This is a genomic window from Caballeronia sp. SEWSISQ10-4 2 (assembly GCF_030464885.1).
Lineage (GTDB): Bacteria > Pseudomonadota > Gammaproteobacteria > Burkholderiales > Burkholderiaceae > Caballeronia.
In genome coordinates this window covers 74,431-94,690 of the sequence record NZ_JALPRJ010000029.1, presented here as the reverse complement: position 1 = coordinate 94,690, position 20,260 = coordinate 74,431, and the positions used below count along the sequence as shown (strand labels likewise).

The window sequence follows — 20,260 nt, the reverse complement described above, 5'->3', positions numbered from 1 at the left end:
GATTGCTATTCGGCCGTCAATAGCGCATGTACTTCAGACACTACGGCGGCACCCTCCCCGACGGCGGACGCGACGCGCTTAATCGATGTCGAGCGCACGTCGCCGATTGCAAAAACGCCTGGAACACTCGTCTCGAAGGCGAGATGGGCGGCTGCCGGCTCCGTCGAACCGGTGCGGCCGGTTATGACGAAGCCTTTGTCATCAACCTCCACTCCGCATCCACGTAACCAGCCGGTGGCCGGGTCAGCGCCGGTAAAAAGGAAGAGGTGACGAGTCGGGATTCGTGTGCGACTCCCACCCGAAGAGAAATGAACCTCGGTCACGCTGTCCTCGTCAGACACGACAGACTCGATGACAGAATTGCTATGAATCGTCACGTTGGCGAACGAGCTCACGCGATCAATTAAATATCTTGACATGGTTTCGCGCAAGCTCTCGCGTCGAATCAGCACATGTACGTGTGCTGCATAGCTCGCCAGGAAGACGATTGCCTGTCCAGCGGAATTTCCCCCTCCTACAAGTACGATTTCCGCTCCTTGACAGAGACGACCCTCGATCGACGACGCCCAATAGTTGACGCCACAAATCTCAGGCACATCGAGGCCACTGATCTGAGGGCGACGATAAGCGGCGCCGGATGCTATAACGACCGTCTTCGCACGGGCGCACCGACCATCGCGGAGTTCGACCTTGAAGGGCGATTCCGTGCAGTGCAGTTTTGCCACTTCGGTAGGTATGACTATTTCCGCCCCGAATTTAACCGCCTGCTCAAATGCGCGGCTAACGAGAACGTGACCGGAGATGCCGGTTGGAAACCCGAAATAATTCTCGATCCTGGCGCTTGCGCCGGCCTGTCCGCCAAACCCCTTTGAATCGAAAACCAGCACTGATAGTCCTTCTGACGCGGCGTACACGGCCGCGGCCAGTCCGGCTGGACCAGCGCCAACAATGACGACGTCGTACGCGTCGGATTCATCGAAGCCGCAAAGGAGACCAAGCTTCGACGCAAGGAGTGTTTCATCGGGATTGTGCAGGATAGAGCCATCAACGAGTACGGCCAGCGGCATCTGTCCTTCTTCGCACTGTGTTTTCGCAAGGAAATCGCGAGCATCATTGTCCGTGACCGGATCAAGGATCCGATGCGGATGATTAGTGCGCCGTAGCATATTTGCGAGAACGATGAGTCTCGGGTCGGCTGAAGATCCGATCAGGATCGGACCACTACCATCCTGAATCAACCCGACGCGCCGGAGAATGAACGCGCGCATGATCTCCGAGCCAAGCTGAGCTTCTGCAATCAGAAGCGACCGGAGTTGCTCAGGTGCGATGAGGAACGCGTCGACGTCAGTGATGGCAATCGCATCAACAAGGTATGGTTTGCCGCTGAGGGTTGCCGTCTCTCCGAGAAAGTGCCCCTCACTGACCTCCTGAAAAAGGTGAGACTGGCCGAATCCGTTTCGCACGATCAAGTGTACTGTTCCACGAGTCAAGATCCTCATGCCTTCGCTCTGCTCTCCGACGCGAAACATGACGTCGCCGGCCTTCCAGTGTTCCGTCGTCCCGAAGCGAGCCGCCTTGGCTACCCGCGCTTCTGTCAAACGGGGATACATCTGATACCGACGCCGCTCAATCTGGGTGCGCTGCGCTGCCTCGACGGTTTTGTAGTCTTCAGGCATGACACGACTGCCCGGTAATACACCGGCTTTCAATGTCATGGGAGTGTCCTTGTCATCAGTTGATGGCTGGCGATGAGGCCGCGGGCTATTTTCACCATCGTTCGAATTTGAGCTCATGGTCACGGTCACAATTGAAAGCAGGTTGCAAACACGCATTACCCGATACACCCGCTTGCCGTTGACGGGCACGAAGCACAACAACACGCGAACCCAGGTGCGCAGCTCCCTAGGCGCCTGCTTGACGTTCTCGGGACGATGAGCGGGCCATGGCGTGTCGACCCGCCTAGCTACGTGCAGATGGTACCTCGGCGCGCAATCGGCCGTAGCCTGCAAATTGGCTCGACCCCATGGACCTGCCAGTGATCATCACCTCGGTCGGCTGTCGAGCTCGGTCTGCGCGAAATACACCGACGCCTCGCGCAGGATCTCATTGACCTGGCATAGCTTACGATTAGCAGCCGCTGACTCCGCGCGGCGCGGCGCGGCAGGATGAACACATGAAATGGCTGTTGCGAAATGATGACGTCCGCTTATTCTCCGGTTGGAATCTGGACGTTGATGTCGGTGCGACAATGCTATCAGCTGTCGTCGCACCGTTTGAGACAAATTTCTATTCCGCCCCTTCAACAATCCGAAAATCCCGCTCCACAGCGTCGCCAAGTACCTTTAGCGTGGCCTGGTAGGCATCGCCTTCAAACGTCGCGATCGCCTGTTCGATGCTATCGAATTCGGTAACAACAGTGCGTTCTGCAATACCTGCACCATGTGCCACCTTCGCGGTGCCACGAACCAGAATGCGTCCGCCGCCGCTGGCAATCGCCAGCGCGGCGAGCTTCGAATACTCGGCAAGCTGGTCCGGATTCAGCACCTTGCGATATGACACAACCCAATACCCTTTTGCCATCTTCATCTCCATAGTTGTTCGCGCCACACTCCGACTTCTGCCCATCATCAACTAATCGTTTTCAACGCGGCAAACCATAAGTTCGTGAGGAAAATCCGCCGCACTTGCGCATGCACCGGCGATCACAGAAGTCAAAATCATCTCGCGCCCGTTTAACGGCCCGTCCTTACCCAATCGCCGTGGGCGGTAAACAGACTGCCCTCTAAGTATGCGTTCCCCGCTGATCGCACAACGCCCGTTCCTCAGGGCACCGCTCATCCACCATACCTGTTCGGCATAGTTGAGCGATGTGGGGTCGTGCCATGACAAAGATACCGCCAAGGCTGACAGGCGTTCCAGAATTCGAATGGTTGCACATGTGCCTCCAGCATTTCCCGCTGTCCGTTTGATTTTGTCCCTGCTTGCCCCTGACAGCAGGGACGTGCTGCGACGAACCTGATTAAAATATTCGTCGTCGCAGTCGCTCGGCTTTTGTCCCGAGCAACTGCTTAGCATTGCAAGAGTCTGCGACCACGGATCCAGCTGAAATATGTGTTTCATCTTGAGCTCACTATCGGAAGTGGGGCGGGGCTCTCACGAACCGCGCCGCCCAATCTCACCACAACACACATCAACTAGAAGACACTACAACGCTCCGGCACCAGGGCCACACCTGGCTACCGGTGCGCCCAATCAGGAACGCCCGCGCATGAGCGCCGCTGCAATCTCAGCAATATGGCGCCCCTGGAAACGTCCGCCCTCAAGCTCGTTCTCGCTCGGTTGACGGGAACCGTCAGTCGCCGCGACCGTCGAGGCCCCGTAAGGGGACCCGCCAGTGACTTCGTCCATCTTGACCAGACCTCCGTACGCGTATGGCAGACCTACCGTGATCAGTCCATGGTGCATCAGCGAAGTCAGTACCGAAAATAGAGTGGTTTCGGCACCGCCGTGTTGACTGGCGGTCGATACGAATGCACCGCCAACCTTGCCGATCAGCTTCCCCTTAGCCCAAAGACCACCCGTCTGGTCCAGAAAATTGGCCATCTGTGCAGACACGCGGCCAAAGCGAGTCGGTGTTCCGATGATGATGGCATCGTAGTCGGCAAGCTCGTCGGGAGTAGCGATGTCTGCGGACTGGTCGAGCTTTGCTCCGGCCTCCTTCGCAACTTCAGCGTTCATTAGCTCAGGCACACGCTTCAAACTAACCTTCGCACCCGTCGATGCAGCGCCCTCGGCGACAGCTTTGGCGAGAGCTTCAGTGTGGCCGTAAGTCGAGTAGTACAGTACGAGAACCTTCGTCATTCTTTTCTCCGTAGCAGGGGATTCGCGGATGGCATCAGTCCTGCCAAACCACCTCGATAAAAATTGAAACATCGTGGATAGCCTTTCGTCCAGGAAAGCATGACCCGCTCCAACGGACGTAAAAGGAAATGAGGTTTGCATTCGAGGCGCCCGACCCATGCCCCGTGTTACCACTACTGGAAATCAATGACGCCGTGACAGGTACCGCATCCAGTACGAACTATAAAGTTTGAGACGGCACTGAATGAAGGTCGACTCACGAACAACACCTCTTACACGTGGTCAATGGAAACCTTAGATAAGATATGTAAAACCAACTTTTTTCATGTTGCTAGTGTGCCCCCCTTTAACGCCTGGTATCGCCCACATTGGTATGACGGTCCGTAACGTTCTCGTGACCAGCCGACGCTCTTTCGCCCAGGTCTCAGACCGTTGTTAGCATGTGATCTACGTTGTGGTTCAAGGGTTGTGAAATCGTCGCCATCTCATTGGGGATATTTCGGGGAACCGAGCGGAAAAACTCGGTGCAGAAATCGACGAAAGTCCGGAGCCTCGCAGGAAGCAGTTCGCGGTGCGAGTAGAAAAGACATATCTCGACACCACCTTCTGACGTAGAGCACTGAGGCAAGATGTGCTTGAGATGTCCCATGGCAATGTCTTCGCGAACCATAGCTTCAGGTAAGGCCGCGATGCCAGTCTCCGTAAGCGCCGCCGCCCGAAGCAGCACTTCGTTACCGTCCATGGACGACATTGGAAGCACACTCACTCTCTTTCCATTTTCCAGCAGATCGATGAAATTCGTGCCCTTCTGCCTCGACGTGGGGTCCAGCAATAGGAAATGGTTAGCCAACTCCGAAGCAACCGCGGGTGTACCGCATTGCTCAAGATAACCAGGTGCGGCAACGAGAATGTGCGGTGACCTGGACAACGAACGGCGAATTACCGCATTCTGCTCTACAAGATGAGGCGGAAGAATCGCCATATCGAAATGGCCGTCATACAGATTCACAGCTTCTTCCTGAACGGAAACCATGAGGTTCACGTTGGGGGCGATAGCGTGATAGTTCGACACAAGCCGGGAGAAGGTTTTGCTCAACAGCATCGGGTGCACAACGAGTCGCAACCTCCCGCTGTCAATCTCACGCTCCTGCGTAATGCGACGATTTGCTTCGTCAAGTTCTTCGAGGAGACGGCAGCAACTCAGATAGTACGATTGCGCCGCATCGGTCACTGAAACCGATCGGGTTGTTCTATACAAAACCTGCGTCTGGATACTCGCTTCAAGCTTGGCGATGGCTTTGGAGATCGAGCCGGTGGTCACGCCCAATGACTCGGCAGCTTTGCTAAAGCTTCGATGCTGTGCGACTGCAACGAACGTCCGCAACATATATAGCTGGTCCATCTCCTACCTCGCTGATAAATTCACAAAGCGAATATTCCCCGTGACTGGGACTTTCGCAGATGTAAAAATCCGGCGGCTGCCATCATCGCGGATGTATTTATCGAGAATCCGACGGGCGAAATAATGGCATTTGTACGTTCGGATTGTTGACGTATCACGTAGAAACGCAGCTTAGCAATGTTTCCAGAACGCATAGACGGTTTATGGCGATAGGGGTATCGTGAAAATAGATAGCCGACGTTCCACCGTGTTCCGGTGGAATGGTTGCCAGCACGTTTTGCGCGGGAATGTAGACGATGCCTGTTTGAGGGTTGTACGACATTGGCTGTCAGTTACGTGCCCTGATGAAGTTATTCGCCGAAATGAACTTGCCCATATGGCAAATCCTAGGCTCGTCGCCGTCGAGTTTGAATGCCCGCCATGGACAAACACTCTTTCCCAGCAAGAACAAGTCAGGCCCGTTTATTCGCAGCGACTGGAAGATGAACGCGGGAGTCACGCCGAGGGACCCTTTCGCTAACCCGCATTGCCGAACGATTCGATAACCGCTTGCCGGACCGCTGCGACAGCGGTGTCGCGCGTCCTGACCGTGCGCCATCCCAACTCGATTGGATATCTCGGCAAAGCGAGTGGACAGCTTAGAAGGCGCAATCCCGTCAACCGGGATATTGCTACCGCAGCGTGCCTCGGTATTGTCGCAACGGCGTCCGATCCGTGGAGCAAATACGGTAAAGCAGCAAAATGAGTCGTCGAAGCGCAAATCCGCCTCTTTCTTCCGACGTTCGCGAGAGCTTCGTCAACAATACCCACTACGCCCCCCGACGACACGAGGATATGTGGTCGCACCACGTACTCATCGAGCGTCAACTGCGCGTGGCCGTCAGGAAGCGATTTGGCGTCCACCAGACATGCATACTCCCCTTCGCCAAGCCCCTGTCGACTTAGCCCGTGCGACGATAATCCGCCTGAAGCAATAGCGAGGTCCATCTGCCGGTTGAGCAGCGCATTAGCAACAATGTGACTGTGTGTTTGCCTGAAGATCAAACGTAGGCCCGGTGCTTTTTTTGCGACGGCGTCCATTACCCGGTGCCCTACCGCTATTTCAAAGTCATCGGACAGTCCGATCGACACCGAACGGCCTCGATAGTCGTTCGTGTCGTCCGCCGTCATCGCCAATGACTGCCGGCATCGGTCGAGCGCCTCGGTGATGACCGGCTTTAATTCGTCTGCTCGAGCGGTCGGTGCCAGCCCGCGCCCCGTCCGGGTGAACAGGGGCTCCCTATAGACCCCACGCAGCCTTCTCAGCGCCGAACTGACTGCAGACTGAGTAAGGTCGAGCCGGACCGCGGCTCTCCCTGCTCCGCCTTCCTCGTAGAGGGCTTCGAAGACCTTCAGAAGGTTGAGGTCCATCTCGACGATATCAATGTGGTTCATATCACTTATAGAGGGCACGCGGTTGCTTCATTCTAGCGGTCTGCCATGATCAAGACATCCTTTGCAACAGTGGAGCAGACAATGCCCAGATCGATCGTCGCCGCACTACAAATTGGTTCGTCCCCATCTGGCAAGTCCGATACGCTTGCGCAGATCCTGCAGTATGAGCAACGGATCATCGAGTCAGGTGCGAGTCTGATCGTCATGCCCGAAGCGCTGCTGGGCGGATATCCGAAGGGCGAGATCTTCGGTACGCGACTTGGTTACCGGCTGGCCGAGGGACGAGAGGCGTTCGCACAGTACTACGCGAATGCTGTTGACGTCCCGGGTGCGGAGACCGACGCACTGGCTGACCTGTCACGGCGAACCAACGCAAGTCTGGTTGTCGGTGTAATCGAACGGGCAGGTAGCTCGCTTTTCTGTACAGCGCTGTTTTTTGATCCGCAGAACGGCATGGTCGCGAAGCACAGGAAGTTGATGCCGACAGGCACGGAGAGACTCATTTGGGCGCAAGGCGACGGTTCGACTCTGCCGATCGTCGAGACATCAGCAGGTCGCGTGGGAGCGGCGATCTGCTGGGAAAACCATATGCCTCTTCTTCGCATGGCGATGTACGCGAAGAATGTGGAGATCTGGTGTGCGCCGACTGTCGATGAGCGCGACGTATGGCAAGCCTCGATGCGTCATATTGCGCACGAGGGCCGGTGCTTCGTAATCAGCGCGTGCCAGGTCCAACCGACGCCGCGCGCCTTGGGCGTGGATGTGCCTGGCTGGGACAACGATCGTCCTCTCATCCGAGGGGGCAGCGTTATTGTCGGGCCGCTCGGAGAAATCCTTGCCGGACCGCTCGTCGGCGAGCCTGGACTCGTTGTCGCCAGCATCGATACCGACGAACTGGTGCGCGCTCGCTACGATTTCGATGTGGTCGGCCACTACGCACGCCCCGATGTCTTTTCGCTGCACGTCGATGAGCGTGCTAGACGGACCGTTGAATTCCAGACTTGATGCTTTAGCTTTAGCCAGGAGTACCGCCATCCCTGGCCTGTTCCGTGCATCGTGTGAGCGAACTGAGGATAGGTGTAAATATTTCATTGTTTCCGAAAACGAGGGCGAATGATGAGTTTCTATCACGCAGGGAGTTCTGAGCTTCAAGAGAGGTTCGATGGAACACGCCTCGCGAACCGTATTGAGGAAATTCGCGTCCATCACCAGTTCTGGCCCGAGGAGATCGATCAGATAAACGGCGCGCACTTCTTCTTCCTCGCTACGGCATACGGTGACAATGTGGATTGTTCGTACAAGGGCGGAGAACCCGGCTTTGTGCGGGTAGCTGGACCCAGTACGCTCGAGTGGCCGGACTATGACGGCAATTCGATGTACCGGTCCTTGGGTAATATAAAACTGAATCCGAATGTCGGTTTGCTATTTGTCCCGTTTGATTCAGTGTCGCCACGCTTGCGCATCAATGGAAAGGCTAGCATCGTATTTGATACGGACTTGCTAGCAGCCTACCCTGGCGCAAAACTCATCGTCCGCGTCGAATGCAGTTTTATCTATAAGAACTGTAATCGCTATATACCTAAAATGGAATTGCTCGAGTCATCTGTATTTTCTCCGAAGGGAGACTATTGCCCGCCAGAGCCAGAATGGAAGTCCCGCGACTACGCGCACGACGTCCTGCCCTCTATCGAAAGATTCAAGGCCTGACGCCGATGTGCTAGATGCCATCGTTGACGTGGCCGCGAGAGCAACTTAGCCAAGCCAGCCGTGATTCACTACGACTTGTTCTTGACTTTTAGTAGTCTAAACTATGAGGAAAACCCGCATGTCTACCGAGAAAATTTCCGCGCTTGTCCAAGCCGTCAATCTATATTTTCAAGCGCTGCACGAGTGTGATCTGGAAAAATTTGATCGGGTCTTCCACACGAGTTGCAGCTTGTTTGACGCAGACGATGGAAAACTAACTGTCGTCCCGATTGCCGATTACCGCCGTATCATCGCTGAACGTGTGTCGCCAATGAGCAAGGGTCAACCGCGTGACGACGCATTGATCTCCGCGGATTTTCTGTCAGCCGATACTTCAGTCACCAAGGTTCGCCTGCGCATCCACGACAAGGTTTTCGTCGATCACTTGAACTGGGCGTATGTCGACGGTTCCTTCATGATTGTGGCCAAGGTGTGGCACGACATATCGACTACTCCCGCATAACTGTATTTGTTCGTTCCATCAAAAACGGCGGATAGCTACTGGCCGACTCGCGTCGGCCAACCACCCATTGTGATCGGCTTAGACAACCTGGTGTTTTGCTCAAAAGCGGGAAGGCTCCGGTGAAAATGGATAGTTTTGGCGATCCAATGCCACCAGCCCGGGATGCCTTATTGAGCAGCGTTCGTAAGCGCGTCAGAAACCGCAGACCTGTTGGCTGCCGTAGCGAAAACATCTCGCCTTTTCCGTCGAAATTTATGCACGCTGCGCAGCCGCGATTGCGTCTTCAAGCATCGGAGTACCAATCAGTGCACCGTGGATTCCGATAACACTCGCAATCTCGATAGTCTCCATGATTTCCTCGGCAGTTGCCCCGTGGCGAAGTGCATTGCGCATGTGGATTTTGATGCCGGGCTTGTACAGATGCGTGGCAGCGACATCAAGCGCGCAAAGCACAAGCTCCTTGACCTTAGGCTGGAGAACACCGTTCTGCCACGGAACCGAGGAGAATTCGAGGTACGCCTCGAAGAAATCCGGGTCGAGTTCCAGCATCGCGTCCCATATCGGATCCCAATACCCCTGTACTTCGGTAAAACGCCGCTTCAATGCTTGCCGACGGCTATCGGTAGACCTTGCCGGCTTTCTAAGGTCTTCTTCCTGAAGCACCTCGGCGAGGATTGGCATCGCCACATTCGAAGCGTGAATACCGACAGTGCTGGTCAGCTCAAGCACTTCCATCAGTTCTTCACGTGTGGCGCCAAAATCCACCGCCGCATTCAGATGCACCTGAATGCCGGGAGCGAACAGATGGGTCGAGGACGCATTCACGGCAATATAGATGAACTCCTTGACCTTGTCCTCCAGATGGTTGTGCCGCAGTGGCACAGCTGAGAGGTTAAGGTAGGCATACAGGAAATCACAGTCGGTGCGAAGAATACTTTCCCATTGCGGAGCCCAAGTTTTCCGCACGCGAATGAACTCGTCCTTGATCGATTGCTGTCTGGCGGTAAGCGTCATCACCTCTCCGTTGGGGATAGACATGCATAGTCTGACTAACCGTTAGGGCGATCCGCGCTTGCCCGGTATTTCAGGGAAAACCCATCACATCGTCTGTGCGGTCAGTAGCATGATCGACGTCATACCCTCGCACCGTTTAGTGCGATTGACAAGCGAAGGGAAGATATACGGCTATCTGTTTGACTGATAACTCCACTCCGGCAACGACCAAGACAGCACACTTGCGGGATCTCCTGCGAGATAGCACCGCCTGCTCTGCCAGGAGTTCGTCGGAGTAGTAACGTAGACGCACTGCCTTCGCTTTACTTCGAAATCCGGTCGTGCGCTCAGCGTACACTAGCAGCGCGCACGTCGAGTCGCTATGAGCGCTACGATCCGCTCTGGCCACGAGGCACTTTGCGCGCGGAAGAAGTGATCGATAGTCACGCTACAGAGAGCGGGAATCTGATGACCACGAGAGACTATGCAGCGTCAATTTGATGACCTCCTTCTAGGCAGTATCGAGCTGTTCTGTATGGCAGCTGAATTGGGTAGTTTTACTGTCGCGGCGAACGCCGCGAGCGTCACGCCTGCCGCCGTCAGCCGTGCGGTGGCGCGTCTCGAGAAACGACTCGGTGCACGATTGTTTGTCCGGACAACGCGGCAGATTCGGCTTACAGACGTGGGGAGCCGGTACTTCGAGCAGTGTCGGCAGGCGCTGGGTCAACTCGTGGATGCAGAGCGAGAAGCTACCGGGCAACAGACGACGCCGGCGGGCGTGCTGCGAATCAGCATGCCAACGCCCTACGGTCATTACCGCGTCCTTCCCCTGTTGGCAGACTTCCATGAGCGCTACCCGGAGGTCTCCGTCGAAACGCACCTCAGCAACCGCAACATCGACTTTGCGGACGAGCCCTTCGACCTGGCGATCCGGGGTCGTACTCCGCGGGATTCCGGCCTGATTGCGCGAAAGCTCGAGGACGCGGAAGTGGTAGTCGTGGCATCACCGGCTTATCTGCGCAGAGCGGCCAGACTGGAAACGCCCGACGATTTGATCAATCACAACTGCATCCAGTTCGAGTTGCCGAGCACCGGCCGCAACATGCCTTGGGTATTCAATCGAGATGGCAGCCTCGACGAGATCCCGACGCGCGGCGCTCATGGATCATCGGGCGATGCACTTGCTGGAGTTACCCTGGCGCGCCATGGGGCAGGCGTGTTCCAGACCTACCGGTTCATTGTTGAGAAAGACATAGCGGATGGCGCGCTCAAGGAATTGCTCACGCCGTATGGCGGATGTTCGCGACCGTTCATTCTGCTTTATCCGCACGGTCGGCATCTGTCGTCGCGCGTGCGCTGTTTTGTGGACTTCCTGATGGAGAAACTAGCCGCATAGCCGACGTTTGCACTCAACCTCATTTGAACAGGAAACGACACGACCAACCAGACAGAAAATCGCGCGTTGTTGCCTGTCCGGAAACGTCACGTCGCGCGCCGCGCATTACTGACGATAAGCCATGGCCTATCGATGGCGGAAGACGGGAGCGCGCTTGGCCAGGAATGCGTGCATGCCTTCCTTTTGACCTTCGGTTGCGAACGCGGCCTGGAAAAGCCGGCGCTCATGCAACACACCCTCGCTTAACGGCGTCTCGAATGCCCGATTGACTGCCTCCTTGGCAAGCCGTACGGCAGGCAGGTTGTAACCGGCGATGGTGTGCGCTGTCTCGAGCGCGGTTTGCAGCAACTCCGCCGATGGAACAACGCGCGCAACGAGGCCGGCCGCAAGTGCCTCATCAGAGAGCAAATTCCGGCCAGTGAGAATCAGGTCCATTGCAAGCGACTTTCCAACAGCACGCGTCAAGCGCTGCGAACCGCCAATACCAGGCGGAATCCCTAGCTTGATTTCCGGTTGGCCGAATTGAGCATCATGGGCCGCAATGATGAAATCGCACGCCATCGCCAGTTCGCATCCGCCGCCGAGTGCATAGCCGCCAACCGCCGCGATGATAGGCTTCGATATCGTCGCAATGCGATCCCACTCGGCGAAAAGGTCTTTCGCATGCCAGTCCGCGAAGGACCTGTCGACCATTTCCTCGATGTCCGCCCCTGCTGCAAATGCGCGCCCATTACCTGTGATCACGATGGCACCAATTCCATCGTCCTGGTCAAAAGTCGTAAGCGCTGCGAGCACCTCACGCGACATCTGTACGTTGAGCGCGTTCAAGTTCTTCGGACGATAGAGCGTGATCAGTCCAACACGCTCCCTTCGATCAATCTTGATGGTCTCGTACACACCGTTTTCAGACACGCCTTTGGCGGCGTCTGCATTCGCGCCCGCGACAACGGGTCCAGCATTCGCTTCGGTCACTTGCGTCTTGGTTTGCTTGGCGGATGCGCTGCTCGCTGCTGAAACATCAGTCGACATATATTCACCTGTCAGTTCAAATTTGAGGCGTTATGCTGCAAGGCTTGCGGAGCGCTTCAGTTCATCGTCGTCTGATTCGGAATCAGCCTGCGACGCGTAGGCGCCCGATGAAGCCATCAACTCAGCCAGAATCGCTTCGCGATGCCGGTCCACTGCCGGCGCTTTCCTGACTACGGACATGTCCTCATCGGGTGAAGTGCTCATCTTGACCGGGTTGCCGGCCGTCTTCACTTTCCGCGCGGACTCGCCCTGCACGTGGATAAACATATTGCGTGCGAGCAGTTGCGGGTGTTCAAGGACCTTGTCGATCGTATTGATCGGCGCGCACGGCACGCCAGCCTCGTTCAGCTTGTCGAGCCAGACACCGATCGGTGCCGCGCGCGTTATCCGCTCGATGGCCTCGGTCATGGCGAACCGGTTTTGCACGCGAAGATCGTTGGTAAGGAACAGCGGATCGAGCGCCAGTTCCGGTACACCGATGGCGTCCGCCATGAGCAAAAAGAGCTGATCGTTGCCGGCGGCGATGACGATTCGACCATCCTGGGCAGCAAAGCTTTCGAACGGTGCCAGTGACGGGTGCGCATCGCCAGTCCTCGTGGGTACCTTCGCTTCGACGTCGAGCCTGGCAAACGCCGTTTCCATCAGCGCGGCCTGGCAATCGAGCATCGCGATGTCCACATGCGTGCCTTGCGCATCCTTGGAGCGCTTGTACAGCCCCGCCACGATACCTATTACGGCGAATAGCGCCGCGCCGAGATCCCCGAAACTTGTGCCCACACGCGCCGGCGGCTGGTCAGGCCAGCCGGTCAGGCTCATGACGCCGCCCATTGCCTGCACGACCATGTCATAGCCCGGCAGATCCTTGAACGGGCCGGTGTGGCCGAAGCCCGAAATCGACGCATAGACGATATGTGGACGCGTCCTTGCCAGTTGCTCGGCGCCATAGCCGAGCCGATCCATCACGCCCGGCCGGAAGTTCTCGACCAGCACGTCGGACTTGTCCAGCAGACGTTCGAGAAGCTCGCGGTCGCGCGGAGACTTGAAGTCGAGCGCAATGCTCTCTTTTCCCCGGTTAAAGCACATGAAGTACGCCGACTCGTCGTCAACGAATGGACCCCACGCACGCGTATCGTCTCCTGTGCCCACACGCTCGATCTTGATAACCCGTGCTCCCAGGTCAGCAAGCACCATCGTGCAGTACGGCCCAGACAGCACGCGCGAGAAATCAAGGACGGTCACTCCTTCGAGGGGCAAGCGTTTCCGTACCCCGGTTTTGTTCTCAGCCATGGCCAATTCCTGGTTTGTATTGTTAAGTTAGACGCCTTGTCGGATCCAGTGCGAAGCTTTCTCTGCGATCATCATCGTGGGGCAGCTCGTATTGCCGCTGGTGATCGTGGGCATCACGCTCGCGTCCACCACCCGAAGTCCTGCGACGCCGCGCACGCGAAGATGGCTATCGACGACAACGTTCGGATCCGCGAACTTGCCCATCTGGACAGTACCCACGGGGTGGAAGATCGTGGTGCCGATGTCGCCCGCGAGTTTCGTGAGTTCAGCGTCCGATTCGTACTGCCGGCCCGGCTTGAACTCTTGCGGCTTGTATTTCGCAAGAGCCGCCTGACTCGCGATGCGTCGCGTCAAGCGAAGGCTATCTGCAGCGACTTTCCGATCGTCTTCCGTACTGAGGTAATTCGGGGCAATTGCCGGGGCGTCCTCGAAGTTGCCGCTCTTGATGTACACCGTGCCCCGGCTTGTCGGGTTCACATTGGCCGCACTGGCGGTGAACGCCGGGAATGTGTGCAGCGGCTGCCCGAAAGCCTCGAGACTCAGCGGCTGCACATGAAACTCGATGTTTGCGTGCTTCCTTGACGGATCGCTCCTGGCAAAGGCCCCGAGCTGAGAGGGCGCCATGCTCATCGGGCCGGATCGGTGCAGCGCATATTCAAGGCCGATCTTCGCCTTACCGAGCATGTTCGAGGCAAGAACGTTCAACGTATCGCAGTTTTCAACCTTGTAGACCGCACGGATCTGAAGGTGATCCTGCAAGTTCGCTCCAACGCCAGGTGTGTGTTGAACAATATCGATGCCGTGCTTTTTCAATATGGATGCCGAACCAATACCCGAGTGCTGCAGAATGTGCGGCGATCCGATCGCGCCGGCGCTAAGCACGACTTCGCGGGCGGCATTCGCCGACACAAGCTCGCCATTGCGAACGATTTCCGCACCGGTGCAGCGCAGCGCACCGTCTTTATCAAGCTCGATCTTGAGCTTCTTTACATTGGAGTTAGTCCAGATCGTGAGATTCGACCGGTGCTTGATTGGACGCAGGAAAGCCTTCGAAGTATTCCAGCGCCAGCCGTCTTTCTGCGTGACGTTAAAGTAGCTGACGCCGAAATTGTCACCGCTGTTGAAATCGTCGATGATAGGAATACCCGCCTGCTCCGCCGCTTCGGCGAACGCATCAAGAATGTCCCACTTCAGACGCTGCTTTTCGACACGCCACTCGCCACCGCTTCCGTGAATCTTTGCAATCGCTTCGGTATTGCCGTTCAGCCGTTCGTGTTGTTTCGGATCGAGCTTGTAGAAGTCTTCATGTGCCATGAAGTCCTTCAACGAGTTGTTCCACGTCCATTCCGGATTACCAGTCAGCTCCGCCCAATGGTCGTAGTCGCGAGCCTGGCCACGCATGTAGATCATCCCGTTGATACTGGAGGATCCGCCCAACGTTTTGCCTCGCGGATAAAGAATCTGCCGGCCATTGAGTCCTTTGTCCGGCTCGGTGCGGAATCGCCAGTCCGTGCGAGGATTGTCGATGCAATATAAATAGCCGACGGGGATGTGGATCCACATGTAATCATCGGCGCCGCCCGCCTCGACCAGAAGAACATTCCTGGTTTTGTCTGCGCTCAAACGATTCGCGAGCAGGCTGCCGGCGGAACCAGCGCCAATAACAATAAAGTCAAATGTCGTACTTTGCATTTGCATCCTATTTACCCTCACGAGCGTTTTCCAACGCTCCCGGCATAAATTAGACCGATCGTCTATAAAATCATAAAAAAACAGCCTAACCCAGCGCAGCGAAAAAGCCGTTCGCGAATGTGTGCAATGCTGCAGGCCCGCCTTCGAGCTTTGCCCTCAACACTGCGCCTTCCCAGCCGATCCAGAAGAATGCGGCGAGTTCCGAGCAATCGGCCCCGTCCGCAATCTCGCCCACCGCCTGCGCGTCCATCAGGCACCTTGCTGTGCGGGCTTCCCAATTTGCGAAAACCTCGCGCAGTCGTACGCAATGACTTTCCGGAAGCACCGCCATTTCCTGCCCGAGATTGCCGACAAGACACCCACGTCGAAAGCCGTAACGTTGCATCCCTGCCTCCGCGTCCGCCACGAAATCGTGGAAGCGTTGCAGTGGCGATTTCGATTCGTCCGTGAAAAACCGGTCGAGCTTTCGCGCGAAATACGCAGCGTAGCGGTCGATCAGTTCGAGGCCAAACTCTTCCTTGCTTCCGAAGTAGTGGTAGAACGAGCCTTTCGGCACGTTCACGCTACGCAAGATCTCGTCGATTCCAGTCGCAGAGAAACCTTTTTCCGTGAGCGCGGCTACACCGGCGCGCACGAGAATCTCCCGGGTTTCGCTATAGCCCGCAAGTTCCTTCGGTGGGCGCCCTCTGCGGCGCGGAGCTGTATGCATGTCCATGCGGCAGATATTAGACCACTCGTCTATAAAATTCAATACGACATCCCGCGTTGCTACAGATTGCGCAACTCCAGACCCGGTTTTCCTCGTTGACACGCTCACATCAGACGTAACGGTGTAGCGAGGTCGTCGCGTGAGTGGAACGGTCCTGCAGGTCGCCAATCACCACGGCGACCTGCAACCGATCGAACAGGATCGCGGCTTAGACGAGCGTAAGCGTCACGTCGATGTTGTTGCGCGTTGCGTTCGAATAGGGGCACACAATATGAGCCCTGTTGATGAAATCCTGAGCCGCTTCGCGTGCCATGCCCGGCAACGATATCTTCAACTCGACTTCAATGCCGAAGCCATTGGGAATGGGACCGATGCCCACGATTCCGTTGACCGATACATCAGCCGGAATAGCGATTTTGTCGCGCGCAGCAACGAATTGCATTGCACCGATAAAACACGCGCTGTAGCCGGCTGCAAAAAGCTCTTCCGGGTTTGTGCCTTTCTCGCCCTTCCCACCCAATCCCTTCGGCCTCGTCAGCTTCAGGTCCAGTCCGCCTTCCGGCGCCACGGCGCGGCCTTCGCGGCCTCCGCTGGCCTCGGCGTGAGCACGGTAGAGAACGTTTTCGATCGACATTGTCAGCTCCTTAACGATGAATCAGATAACGGGCGCAACCAGTAGCGCCCCCGTGATGCTTTAGTGACCAGCGCTCTGGCCGCCGTCGACGTGCAGGATCTCGCCCGTCACGAACGGCGCCGCATCCAGATACAGGATCGCATTGACGATGTCGCTCATCTCGCCCATGTGGCCCATCGGGTGGAGTGCGCCGAGTGCCTCGTGCGTTTCGGGAGCATGCATCGGCGACTTCATGATGCCGGGGGCAACCGCGTTCGCACGGATGCCACGCTTCGCGTATTCGATGGCAAGGGACTTCGTGGCTGCGTTCAGTCCGCCCTTTGTCAGCGATGCCAAAACAGACGGCACGCCGTCGATGGCGTGGTCGACCAGGCTGGTGGTGATACTGACCACATGGCCGCTCTTGTTCTTCTCCATCTCGGCAATCGCCAACTGCGTGATATAGAAGAACCCGTTCAGATTCACGCCCGTCACCGCAGCGTAGTCTTCAGACGTATAACCGGTGAACGGCTTGGCGATGAAGACACCGGCGTTGTTGATCAGCGTGTCGATGCGGCCGAAGCGTGCCACGCCCTCGGAAATTACGCGACGTGCCGTCGCCGGGTCAGCGATGTCACCCGCCACCGTCACGATGTTCGGATCTTCGGACGGCTTGATGCTGCGTGCCGTTGCGACGATGCGATAGTCAAGCTTGCGAAATGCCTTGACGGTCTCGGCACCAATGCCTTGCGATGCGCCAGTAACGACTACGACCTTTTGCGACGTGCTCATGGAAAACCTCGAATATTGAACTGGGCTCTCTTGCCCACCGGGCCGGCGGCTCCGATACGTCGCTAATCTAGGTGTATTTATGCTCCGGGCAAACACCCGGCATGGACAAACTATTTTGCGCGAGCGGAACAAATCGGATCGGGACTCGATGATTCATGGCCAGCGTGGGTCGAGCGAGGTCTTGATTCGTTATCTTTAGCAGTCCTCCTAGCACTTGCCCGGTGTCATCCTTTGTTCGCGAATGCCAGCACGATGGCGTTACCCAGTTCGTCGGCGATAGGCGCGGATGCACCCGCCGCAGTGAAAATCGTAAACTCGACATCGGGCAGTGAAGGTAAGCCGGCATCCGGCGGAACCACGTGCAAGCCGTGCACGAGTTGTGTCTGCACGACCGGCGTCACCGCAAAGCCGGCCTGCGCTGCGGCGCACAGACCGGCACCGCTTGAGCACACCAGCGCGATCCGGTAGTCGACGCCAGCCCGGGCGAGTGCGGCCAGTGCAGCCTCACGATACGGGCACGGTTCCGGCAGCAGCGCGAGCGGCACCGGAGCGCCAGGCGTAAGCGATGCCCACTCCGCACCGGCCCACACGAGTGGCTCGCGCCAGAGCACGCGTCCAGAGCGGGCCCCCTCGCAGCGACCGCCGATCACCATGTCGAGTTCGGCCTGATCCATTGCATGCAGCAGTTCAGGGGGAATGCCGACCCTGACACTGAACGCGATGCGCGGGTAGCGCACCGCGAACGCCTGCATGACGTTCATTAGCCTGACGTTGGCGAGGTCCTCGCAAAGCCCGACACGGACCGCGCCCTCGGTCGGGCCGCGCGACAGCTGCGCCTGCGCATCATGATTGAGTGCAAGGATCGCCCGCGCGTAACCCAGCAGCAGCTCGCCATCCGCCGTGAGCGTGACCGAGCGCGTGGTACGCGCGAGCAGGTCGCGGCCGGTCTGCTTTTCCAGACGCCGCAGATGTGCGCTGACGGCAGACTGCGTCAGATTGAGACGGGCGGCGGCGTGCGTGAAGCCGCCTTCCTGGATCACGGCCACGAAAGATCGCAGCAGGATGGTATCGAACATGGGGATAGTCCTTTCTCATATAGTGCGAATTCAACTGAATAAGGCGATGATACTTCGTTTATATTTTGAATCGAAATATGTTGTGATGGCGGCTCTCAACACACCCGGAGTATTGCCATGTCTACCTTGCTGCATATCGAATCGTCGCCACGCAAGAGGCGGTCTGCGTCGCTCGACGTCGCACGCGCGTATCTGGACGCTTATCGCGACGCTCATCCGGATCATCGGATCGACGTGCTCGATCTGTGGTCGGTCGAGTTGCCGGAGTTCGACGGCGACGCGCTCGATGCCAAATATGCGGACCTGAGCGGCACACCGCTCAGTGAAGACCAGCAGCAGGCGTGGGCAAGCATCCGGGAACTCGCGCAGCGATTGCACGACGCGGATACGTTGCTGTTCTCCGTGCCGCTGTGGAATTTTTCGATCCCCTACAAGCTCAAGCATTTCATCGACGTCGTGTCGCAGCGCGGCATTCTGTTCTCATTCGATGAGCGTGGACTGCAAGGCTTGCTGAAAGAGAAGAAAGCGGTGGTCATTTATGCGCGAGGCCTCGACTATTCAGTGGGCTCGAGCACCCCCGCCCATTCGTTTGATTTTCAACGGCCCTATATGGAAGCGTGGCTGCGATCCGTCGGGGTGACCGACGTCAAATCGATTGTCGTCGAGAAAACACTCCTTGGTCCCGAACTCGATCACGCGGCAAGGCAGGCGGCACGCGAGCAGGCGGTGGCGCTTGCGCGGGCAACTTAATTCGGCTAACGAAGTATTGCGCGGCGCATGAGGTACATCACTTCGCCTGAATCAACCTGATCCGCAATGTGATGCTCGACTACGTGACGCCGCCCCCATTCCTGTTTTTTAACGAGGCACTATTTTGAATACGCTGCTCAAGAGAGGGTTGTTGTCACTCGCCATCGCCGGTGGTCTGCTATCCGTTGCCACTGCACACGCCGCGTCCGATCCTGATCTCGCAGGCAAGAACGTTGTGCTGGTGCATGGCGCCTTCGCGGACGGATCAAGCTGGAACAAGGTCATTCCTCTGCTCGAAGCAAAAGGCCTGCACGTGACGTCCGTACAAAACCCCCTGACGTCCCTAGGCGATGACGTTTCGGCAACGACCCGCGCGATAGACCGGCAAACCGGTCCGGTGGTACTAGTTGGCCATTCGTGGGCAGGGTCCGTCATCACGGAGGCGGGTAACAACGACAAGGTCAAGGCGCTCGTGTATGTCGCGGCGTTTGCACCCGACAACGGACAATCGGCTAACGACATTCAGAAAGGGCTGCCGGCGCCTGCGTGGCTGGCCGAGCTGCACAAGGACGCCGCGGGTTTCCTGACGCTGTCCGATAAGGCGATGGCCGAAAATTTCGCGCCCGATGTTTCCCACGCACAAGCGCTTGTGCTCGCTGCGACGCAAGGGCCGTGGTATTCGGGCTGTCTCGACGAAAAGATCGGTCACGCGGCGTGGCATGACAAACCGTCCTGGTATGTTGTCTCGACGAAGGACCAAATCGTCCCTACCAGCTTCCAGATGAAATTGGCGAAACAGATCGGTGCTACGGCCGTGGATGTCGATGCAAGTCACGTACCGATGCTGTCGAAACCTCAAGAGGTCGCTGCTGCAATCATCTCGGCAGCACGTCAGGCAAAGTAGCAGGTCACGCCCGTTGCCCGGAAACCAGCCGAGAGGTCTGAAGCGGTTTCAGTTAATGCGCCTCATCACGTGGGGAATCGCTTCGATTGGGTCTTGAGCCAGACCAACTGTCT

20 protein-coding genes are annotated in these 20,260 nt (G+C 57.2%); 6 read left to right on the top strand and 14 right to left on the bottom strand.

The genetic code is table 11. From position 1 onward, the window contains the following. Positions 1–5: 5 nt before the first annotated feature. The 6 genes from M0D69_RS20650 to M0D69_RS20625 all read right to left on the bottom strand — a co-directional run bounded on the left by M0D69_RS20650 (position 6) and on the right by M0D69_RS20625 (position 6,697). Positions 6–1,715 (bottom strand): FAD-dependent oxidoreductase, encoded by a 1,710-nt coding sequence (locus M0D69_RS20650; RefSeq protein WP_301783806.1) that lies wholly within the window; start codon positions 1,713–1,715, stop codon positions 6–8. 571 nt (positions 1,716–2,286) lie between these two features. Then, entirely contained in the window at positions 2,287–2,580 is a 294-nt protein-coding gene (locus tag M0D69_RS20645) for a DUF1330 domain-containing protein (RefSeq protein ID WP_301783805.1), read from the bottom strand. 51 nt (positions 2,581–2,631) lie between these two features. Then, on the bottom strand, positions 2,632–3,075 hold the full coding sequence (locus M0D69_RS20640) for a DUF3331 domain-containing protein (protein WP_301783819.1): 444 nt from the start codon (positions 3,073–3,075) through the stop codon (positions 2,632–2,634). A gap of 177 nt (positions 3,076–3,252) precedes the next feature. Beyond that, positions 3,253–3,861: an NAD(P)H:quinone oxidoreductase gene (gene wrbA / locus M0D69_RS20635; RefSeq protein ID WP_301783804.1), complete on the bottom strand. Its 609-nt coding sequence runs from the start codon at positions 3,859–3,861 to the stop codon at positions 3,253–3,255. Between the two features lie 424 nt (positions 3,862–4,285). Further along, the gene (locus tag M0D69_RS20630) at positions 4,286–5,263 is read right to left on the bottom strand and encodes a LysR family transcriptional regulator (protein WP_301783803.1); all 978 of its coding nucleotides are present in this window, start codon (positions 5,261–5,263) and stop codon (positions 4,286–4,288) included. 516 nt (positions 5,264–5,779) lie between these two features. Then, positions 5,780–6,697, bottom strand: coding sequence for a LysR family transcriptional regulator (locus tag M0D69_RS20625; protein WP_301783802.1), 918 nt, complete (start codon positions 6,695–6,697; stop codon positions 5,780–5,782). An 81-nt stretch (positions 6,698–6,778) separates the two neighbouring features. Between M0D69_RS20625 and M0D69_RS20620 the strand changes: the two genes are divergently transcribed. From M0D69_RS20620 to M0D69_RS20610, 3 genes are all read left to right on the top strand, one after another. Beyond that, complete coding sequence (locus M0D69_RS20620) at positions 6,779–7,702, top strand: carbon-nitrogen hydrolase family protein (RefSeq protein WP_301783801.1); 924 nt, start codon at positions 6,779–6,781, stop codon at positions 7,700–7,702. 108 nt (positions 7,703–7,810) lie between these two features. Then, positions 7,811–8,404, top strand: coding sequence for a pyridoxamine 5'-phosphate oxidase family protein (locus M0D69_RS20615; RefSeq protein WP_301783800.1), 594 nt, complete (start codon positions 7,811–7,813; stop codon positions 8,402–8,404). Positions 8,405–8,522: 118 nt separating this feature from the next. Next, positions 8,523–8,906 carry a nuclear transport factor 2 family protein gene (locus M0D69_RS20610; protein WP_301783799.1) on the top strand — a complete coding sequence of 128 codons (384 nt, stop codon included), beginning with the start codon at positions 8,523–8,525 and terminating at the stop codon, positions 8,904–8,906. A 252-nt stretch (positions 8,907–9,158) separates the two neighbouring features. Here the strand turns inward: M0D69_RS20610 and M0D69_RS20605 are convergent, their stop codons facing one another. Then, entirely contained in the window at positions 9,159–9,920 is a 762-nt protein-coding gene (locus M0D69_RS20605; protein WP_301783798.1) for a carboxymuconolactone decarboxylase family protein, read from the bottom strand. Between the two features lie 463 nt (positions 9,921–10,383). Between M0D69_RS20605 and M0D69_RS20600 the strand changes: the two genes are divergently transcribed. Continuing rightward, on the top strand, positions 10,384–11,295 hold the full coding sequence (locus M0D69_RS20600) for a LysR family transcriptional regulator (RefSeq protein ID WP_301783797.1): 912 nt from the start codon (positions 10,384–10,386) through the stop codon (positions 11,293–11,295). A 126-nt stretch (positions 11,296–11,421) separates the two neighbouring features. Here M0D69_RS20600 and M0D69_RS20595 read toward each other — a convergent pair whose 3' ends face one another. The 7 genes from M0D69_RS20595 to M0D69_RS20565 all read right to left on the bottom strand — a co-directional run bounded on the left by M0D69_RS20595 (position 11,422) and on the right by M0D69_RS20565 (position 18,493). Beyond that, complete coding sequence (locus M0D69_RS20595; protein WP_301783796.1) at positions 11,422–12,324, bottom strand: enoyl-CoA hydratase-related protein; 903 nt, start codon at positions 12,322–12,324, stop codon at positions 11,422–11,424. 30 nt (positions 12,325–12,354) lie between these two features. Then, the gene (locus M0D69_RS20590) at positions 12,355–13,611 is read right to left on the bottom strand and encodes a CaiB/BaiF CoA-transferase family protein (RefSeq protein ID WP_301783795.1); all 1,257 of its coding nucleotides are present in this window, start codon (positions 13,609–13,611) and stop codon (positions 12,355–12,357) included. Between the two features lie 27 nt (positions 13,612–13,638). Beyond that, positions 13,639–15,303 carry a GMC family oxidoreductase gene (locus tag M0D69_RS20585; protein ID WP_301783794.1) on the bottom strand — a complete coding sequence of 555 codons (1,665 nt, stop codon included), beginning with the start codon at positions 15,301–15,303 and terminating at the stop codon, positions 13,639–13,641. Positions 15,304–15,388: 85 nt separating this feature from the next. Beyond that, positions 15,389–16,018: a TetR/AcrR family transcriptional regulator gene (locus M0D69_RS20580; RefSeq protein WP_301783793.1), complete on the bottom strand. Its 630-nt coding sequence runs from the start codon at positions 16,016–16,018 to the stop codon at positions 15,389–15,391. A 202-nt stretch (positions 16,019–16,220) separates the two neighbouring features. Then, entirely contained in the window at positions 16,221–16,646 is a 426-nt protein-coding gene (locus M0D69_RS20575; protein ID WP_301783792.1) for an organic hydroperoxide resistance protein, read from the bottom strand. 60 nt (positions 16,647–16,706) lie between these two features. After that, entirely contained in the window at positions 16,707–17,417 is a 711-nt protein-coding gene (locus M0D69_RS20570; RefSeq protein WP_301783791.1) for an SDR family NAD(P)-dependent oxidoreductase, read from the bottom strand. 224 nt (positions 17,418–17,641) lie between these two features. Then, the gene (locus M0D69_RS20565; RefSeq protein ID WP_301783790.1) at positions 17,642–18,493 is read right to left on the bottom strand and encodes a LysR substrate-binding domain-containing protein; all 852 of its coding nucleotides are present in this window, start codon (positions 18,491–18,493) and stop codon (positions 17,642–17,644) included. A 117-nt stretch (positions 18,494–18,610) separates the two neighbouring features. Between M0D69_RS20565 and M0D69_RS20560 the strand changes: the two genes are divergently transcribed. Together M0D69_RS20560 and M0D69_RS20555 are read left to right on the top strand one after the other, a co-directional pair. Continuing rightward, entirely contained in the window at positions 18,611–19,243 is a 633-nt protein-coding gene (locus M0D69_RS20560) for an FMN-dependent NADH-azoreductase (protein ID WP_301783789.1), read from the top strand. Between the two features lie 124 nt (positions 19,244–19,367). Next, positions 19,368–20,147, top strand: coding sequence for an alpha/beta fold hydrolase (locus M0D69_RS20555; protein ID WP_301783788.1), 780 nt, complete (start codon positions 19,368–19,370; stop codon positions 20,145–20,147). Positions 20,148–20,260 lie beyond the last annotated feature (113 nt).

What these genes read in the sequence shown, in the direction of transcription:
- M0D69_RS20650 (WP_301783806.1), bottom strand. Translation starts at nt 1,715, where the DNA reads ATGACATTGAAAGCCGGTGTATTACCGGGCAGTCGTGTCATGCCTGAA.
- M0D69_RS20645 (WP_301783805.1), bottom strand. Translation starts at nt 2,580, where the DNA reads ATGGCAAAAGGGTATTGGGTTGTGTCATATCGCAAGGTGCTGAATCCG.
- M0D69_RS20640 (WP_301783819.1), bottom strand. Translation starts at nt 3,075, where the DNA reads ATGCTAAGCAGTTGCTCGGGACAAAAGCCGAGCGACTGCGACGACGAA.
- wrbA (WP_301783804.1), bottom strand. Translation starts at nt 3,861, where the DNA reads ATGACGAAGGTTCTCGTACTGTACTACTCGACTTACGGCCACACTGAA.
- M0D69_RS20630 (WP_301783803.1), bottom strand. Translation starts at nt 5,263, where the DNA reads ATGGACCAGCTATATATGTTGCGGACGTTCGTTGCAGTCGCACAGCAT.
- M0D69_RS20625 (WP_301783802.1), bottom strand. Translation starts at nt 6,697, where the DNA reads ATGAACCACATTGATATCGTCGAGATGGACCTCAACCTTCTGAAGGTC.
- M0D69_RS20620 (WP_301783801.1), top strand. Translation starts at nt 6,779, where the DNA reads ATGCCCAGATCGATCGTCGCCGCACTACAAATTGGTTCGTCCCCATCT.
- M0D69_RS20615 (WP_301783800.1), top strand. Translation starts at nt 7,811, where the DNA reads ATGATGAGTTTCTATCACGCAGGGAGTTCTGAGCTTCAAGAGAGGTTC.
- M0D69_RS20610 (WP_301783799.1), top strand. Translation starts at nt 8,523, where the DNA reads ATGTCTACCGAGAAAATTTCCGCGCTTGTCCAAGCCGTCAATCTATAT.
- M0D69_RS20605 (WP_301783798.1), bottom strand. Translation starts at nt 9,920, where the DNA reads ATGACGCTTACCGCCAGACAGCAATCGATCAAGGACGAGTTCATTCGC.
- M0D69_RS20600 (WP_301783797.1), top strand. Translation starts at nt 10,384, where the DNA reads ATGCAGCGTCAATTTGATGACCTCCTTCTAGGCAGTATCGAGCTGTTC.
- M0D69_RS20595 (WP_301783796.1), bottom strand. Translation starts at nt 12,324, where the DNA reads ATGTCGACTGATGTTTCAGCAGCGAGCAGCGCATCCGCCAAGCAAACC.
- M0D69_RS20590 (WP_301783795.1), bottom strand. Translation starts at nt 13,611, where the DNA reads ATGGCTGAGAACAAAACCGGGGTACGGAAACGCTTGCCCCTCGAAGGA.
- M0D69_RS20585 (WP_301783794.1), bottom strand. Translation starts at nt 15,303, where the DNA reads ATGCAAAGTACGACATTTGACTTTATTGTTATTGGCGCTGGTTCCGCC.
- M0D69_RS20580 (WP_301783793.1), bottom strand. Translation starts at nt 16,018, where the DNA reads ATGGACATGCATACAGCTCCGCGCCGCAGAGGGCGCCCACCGAAGGAA.
- M0D69_RS20575 (WP_301783792.1), bottom strand. Translation starts at nt 16,646, where the DNA reads ATGTCGATCGAAAACGTTCTCTACCGTGCTCACGCCGAGGCCAGCGGA.
- M0D69_RS20570 (WP_301783791.1), bottom strand. Translation starts at nt 17,417, where the DNA reads ATGAGCACGTCGCAAAAGGTCGTAGTCGTTACTGGCGCATCGCAAGGC.
- M0D69_RS20565 (WP_301783790.1), bottom strand. Translation starts at nt 18,493, where the DNA reads ATGTTCGATACCATCCTGCTGCGATCTTTCGTGGCCGTGATCCAGGAA.
- M0D69_RS20560 (WP_301783789.1), top strand. Translation starts at nt 18,611, where the DNA reads ATGTCTACCTTGCTGCATATCGAATCGTCGCCACGCAAGAGGCGGTCT.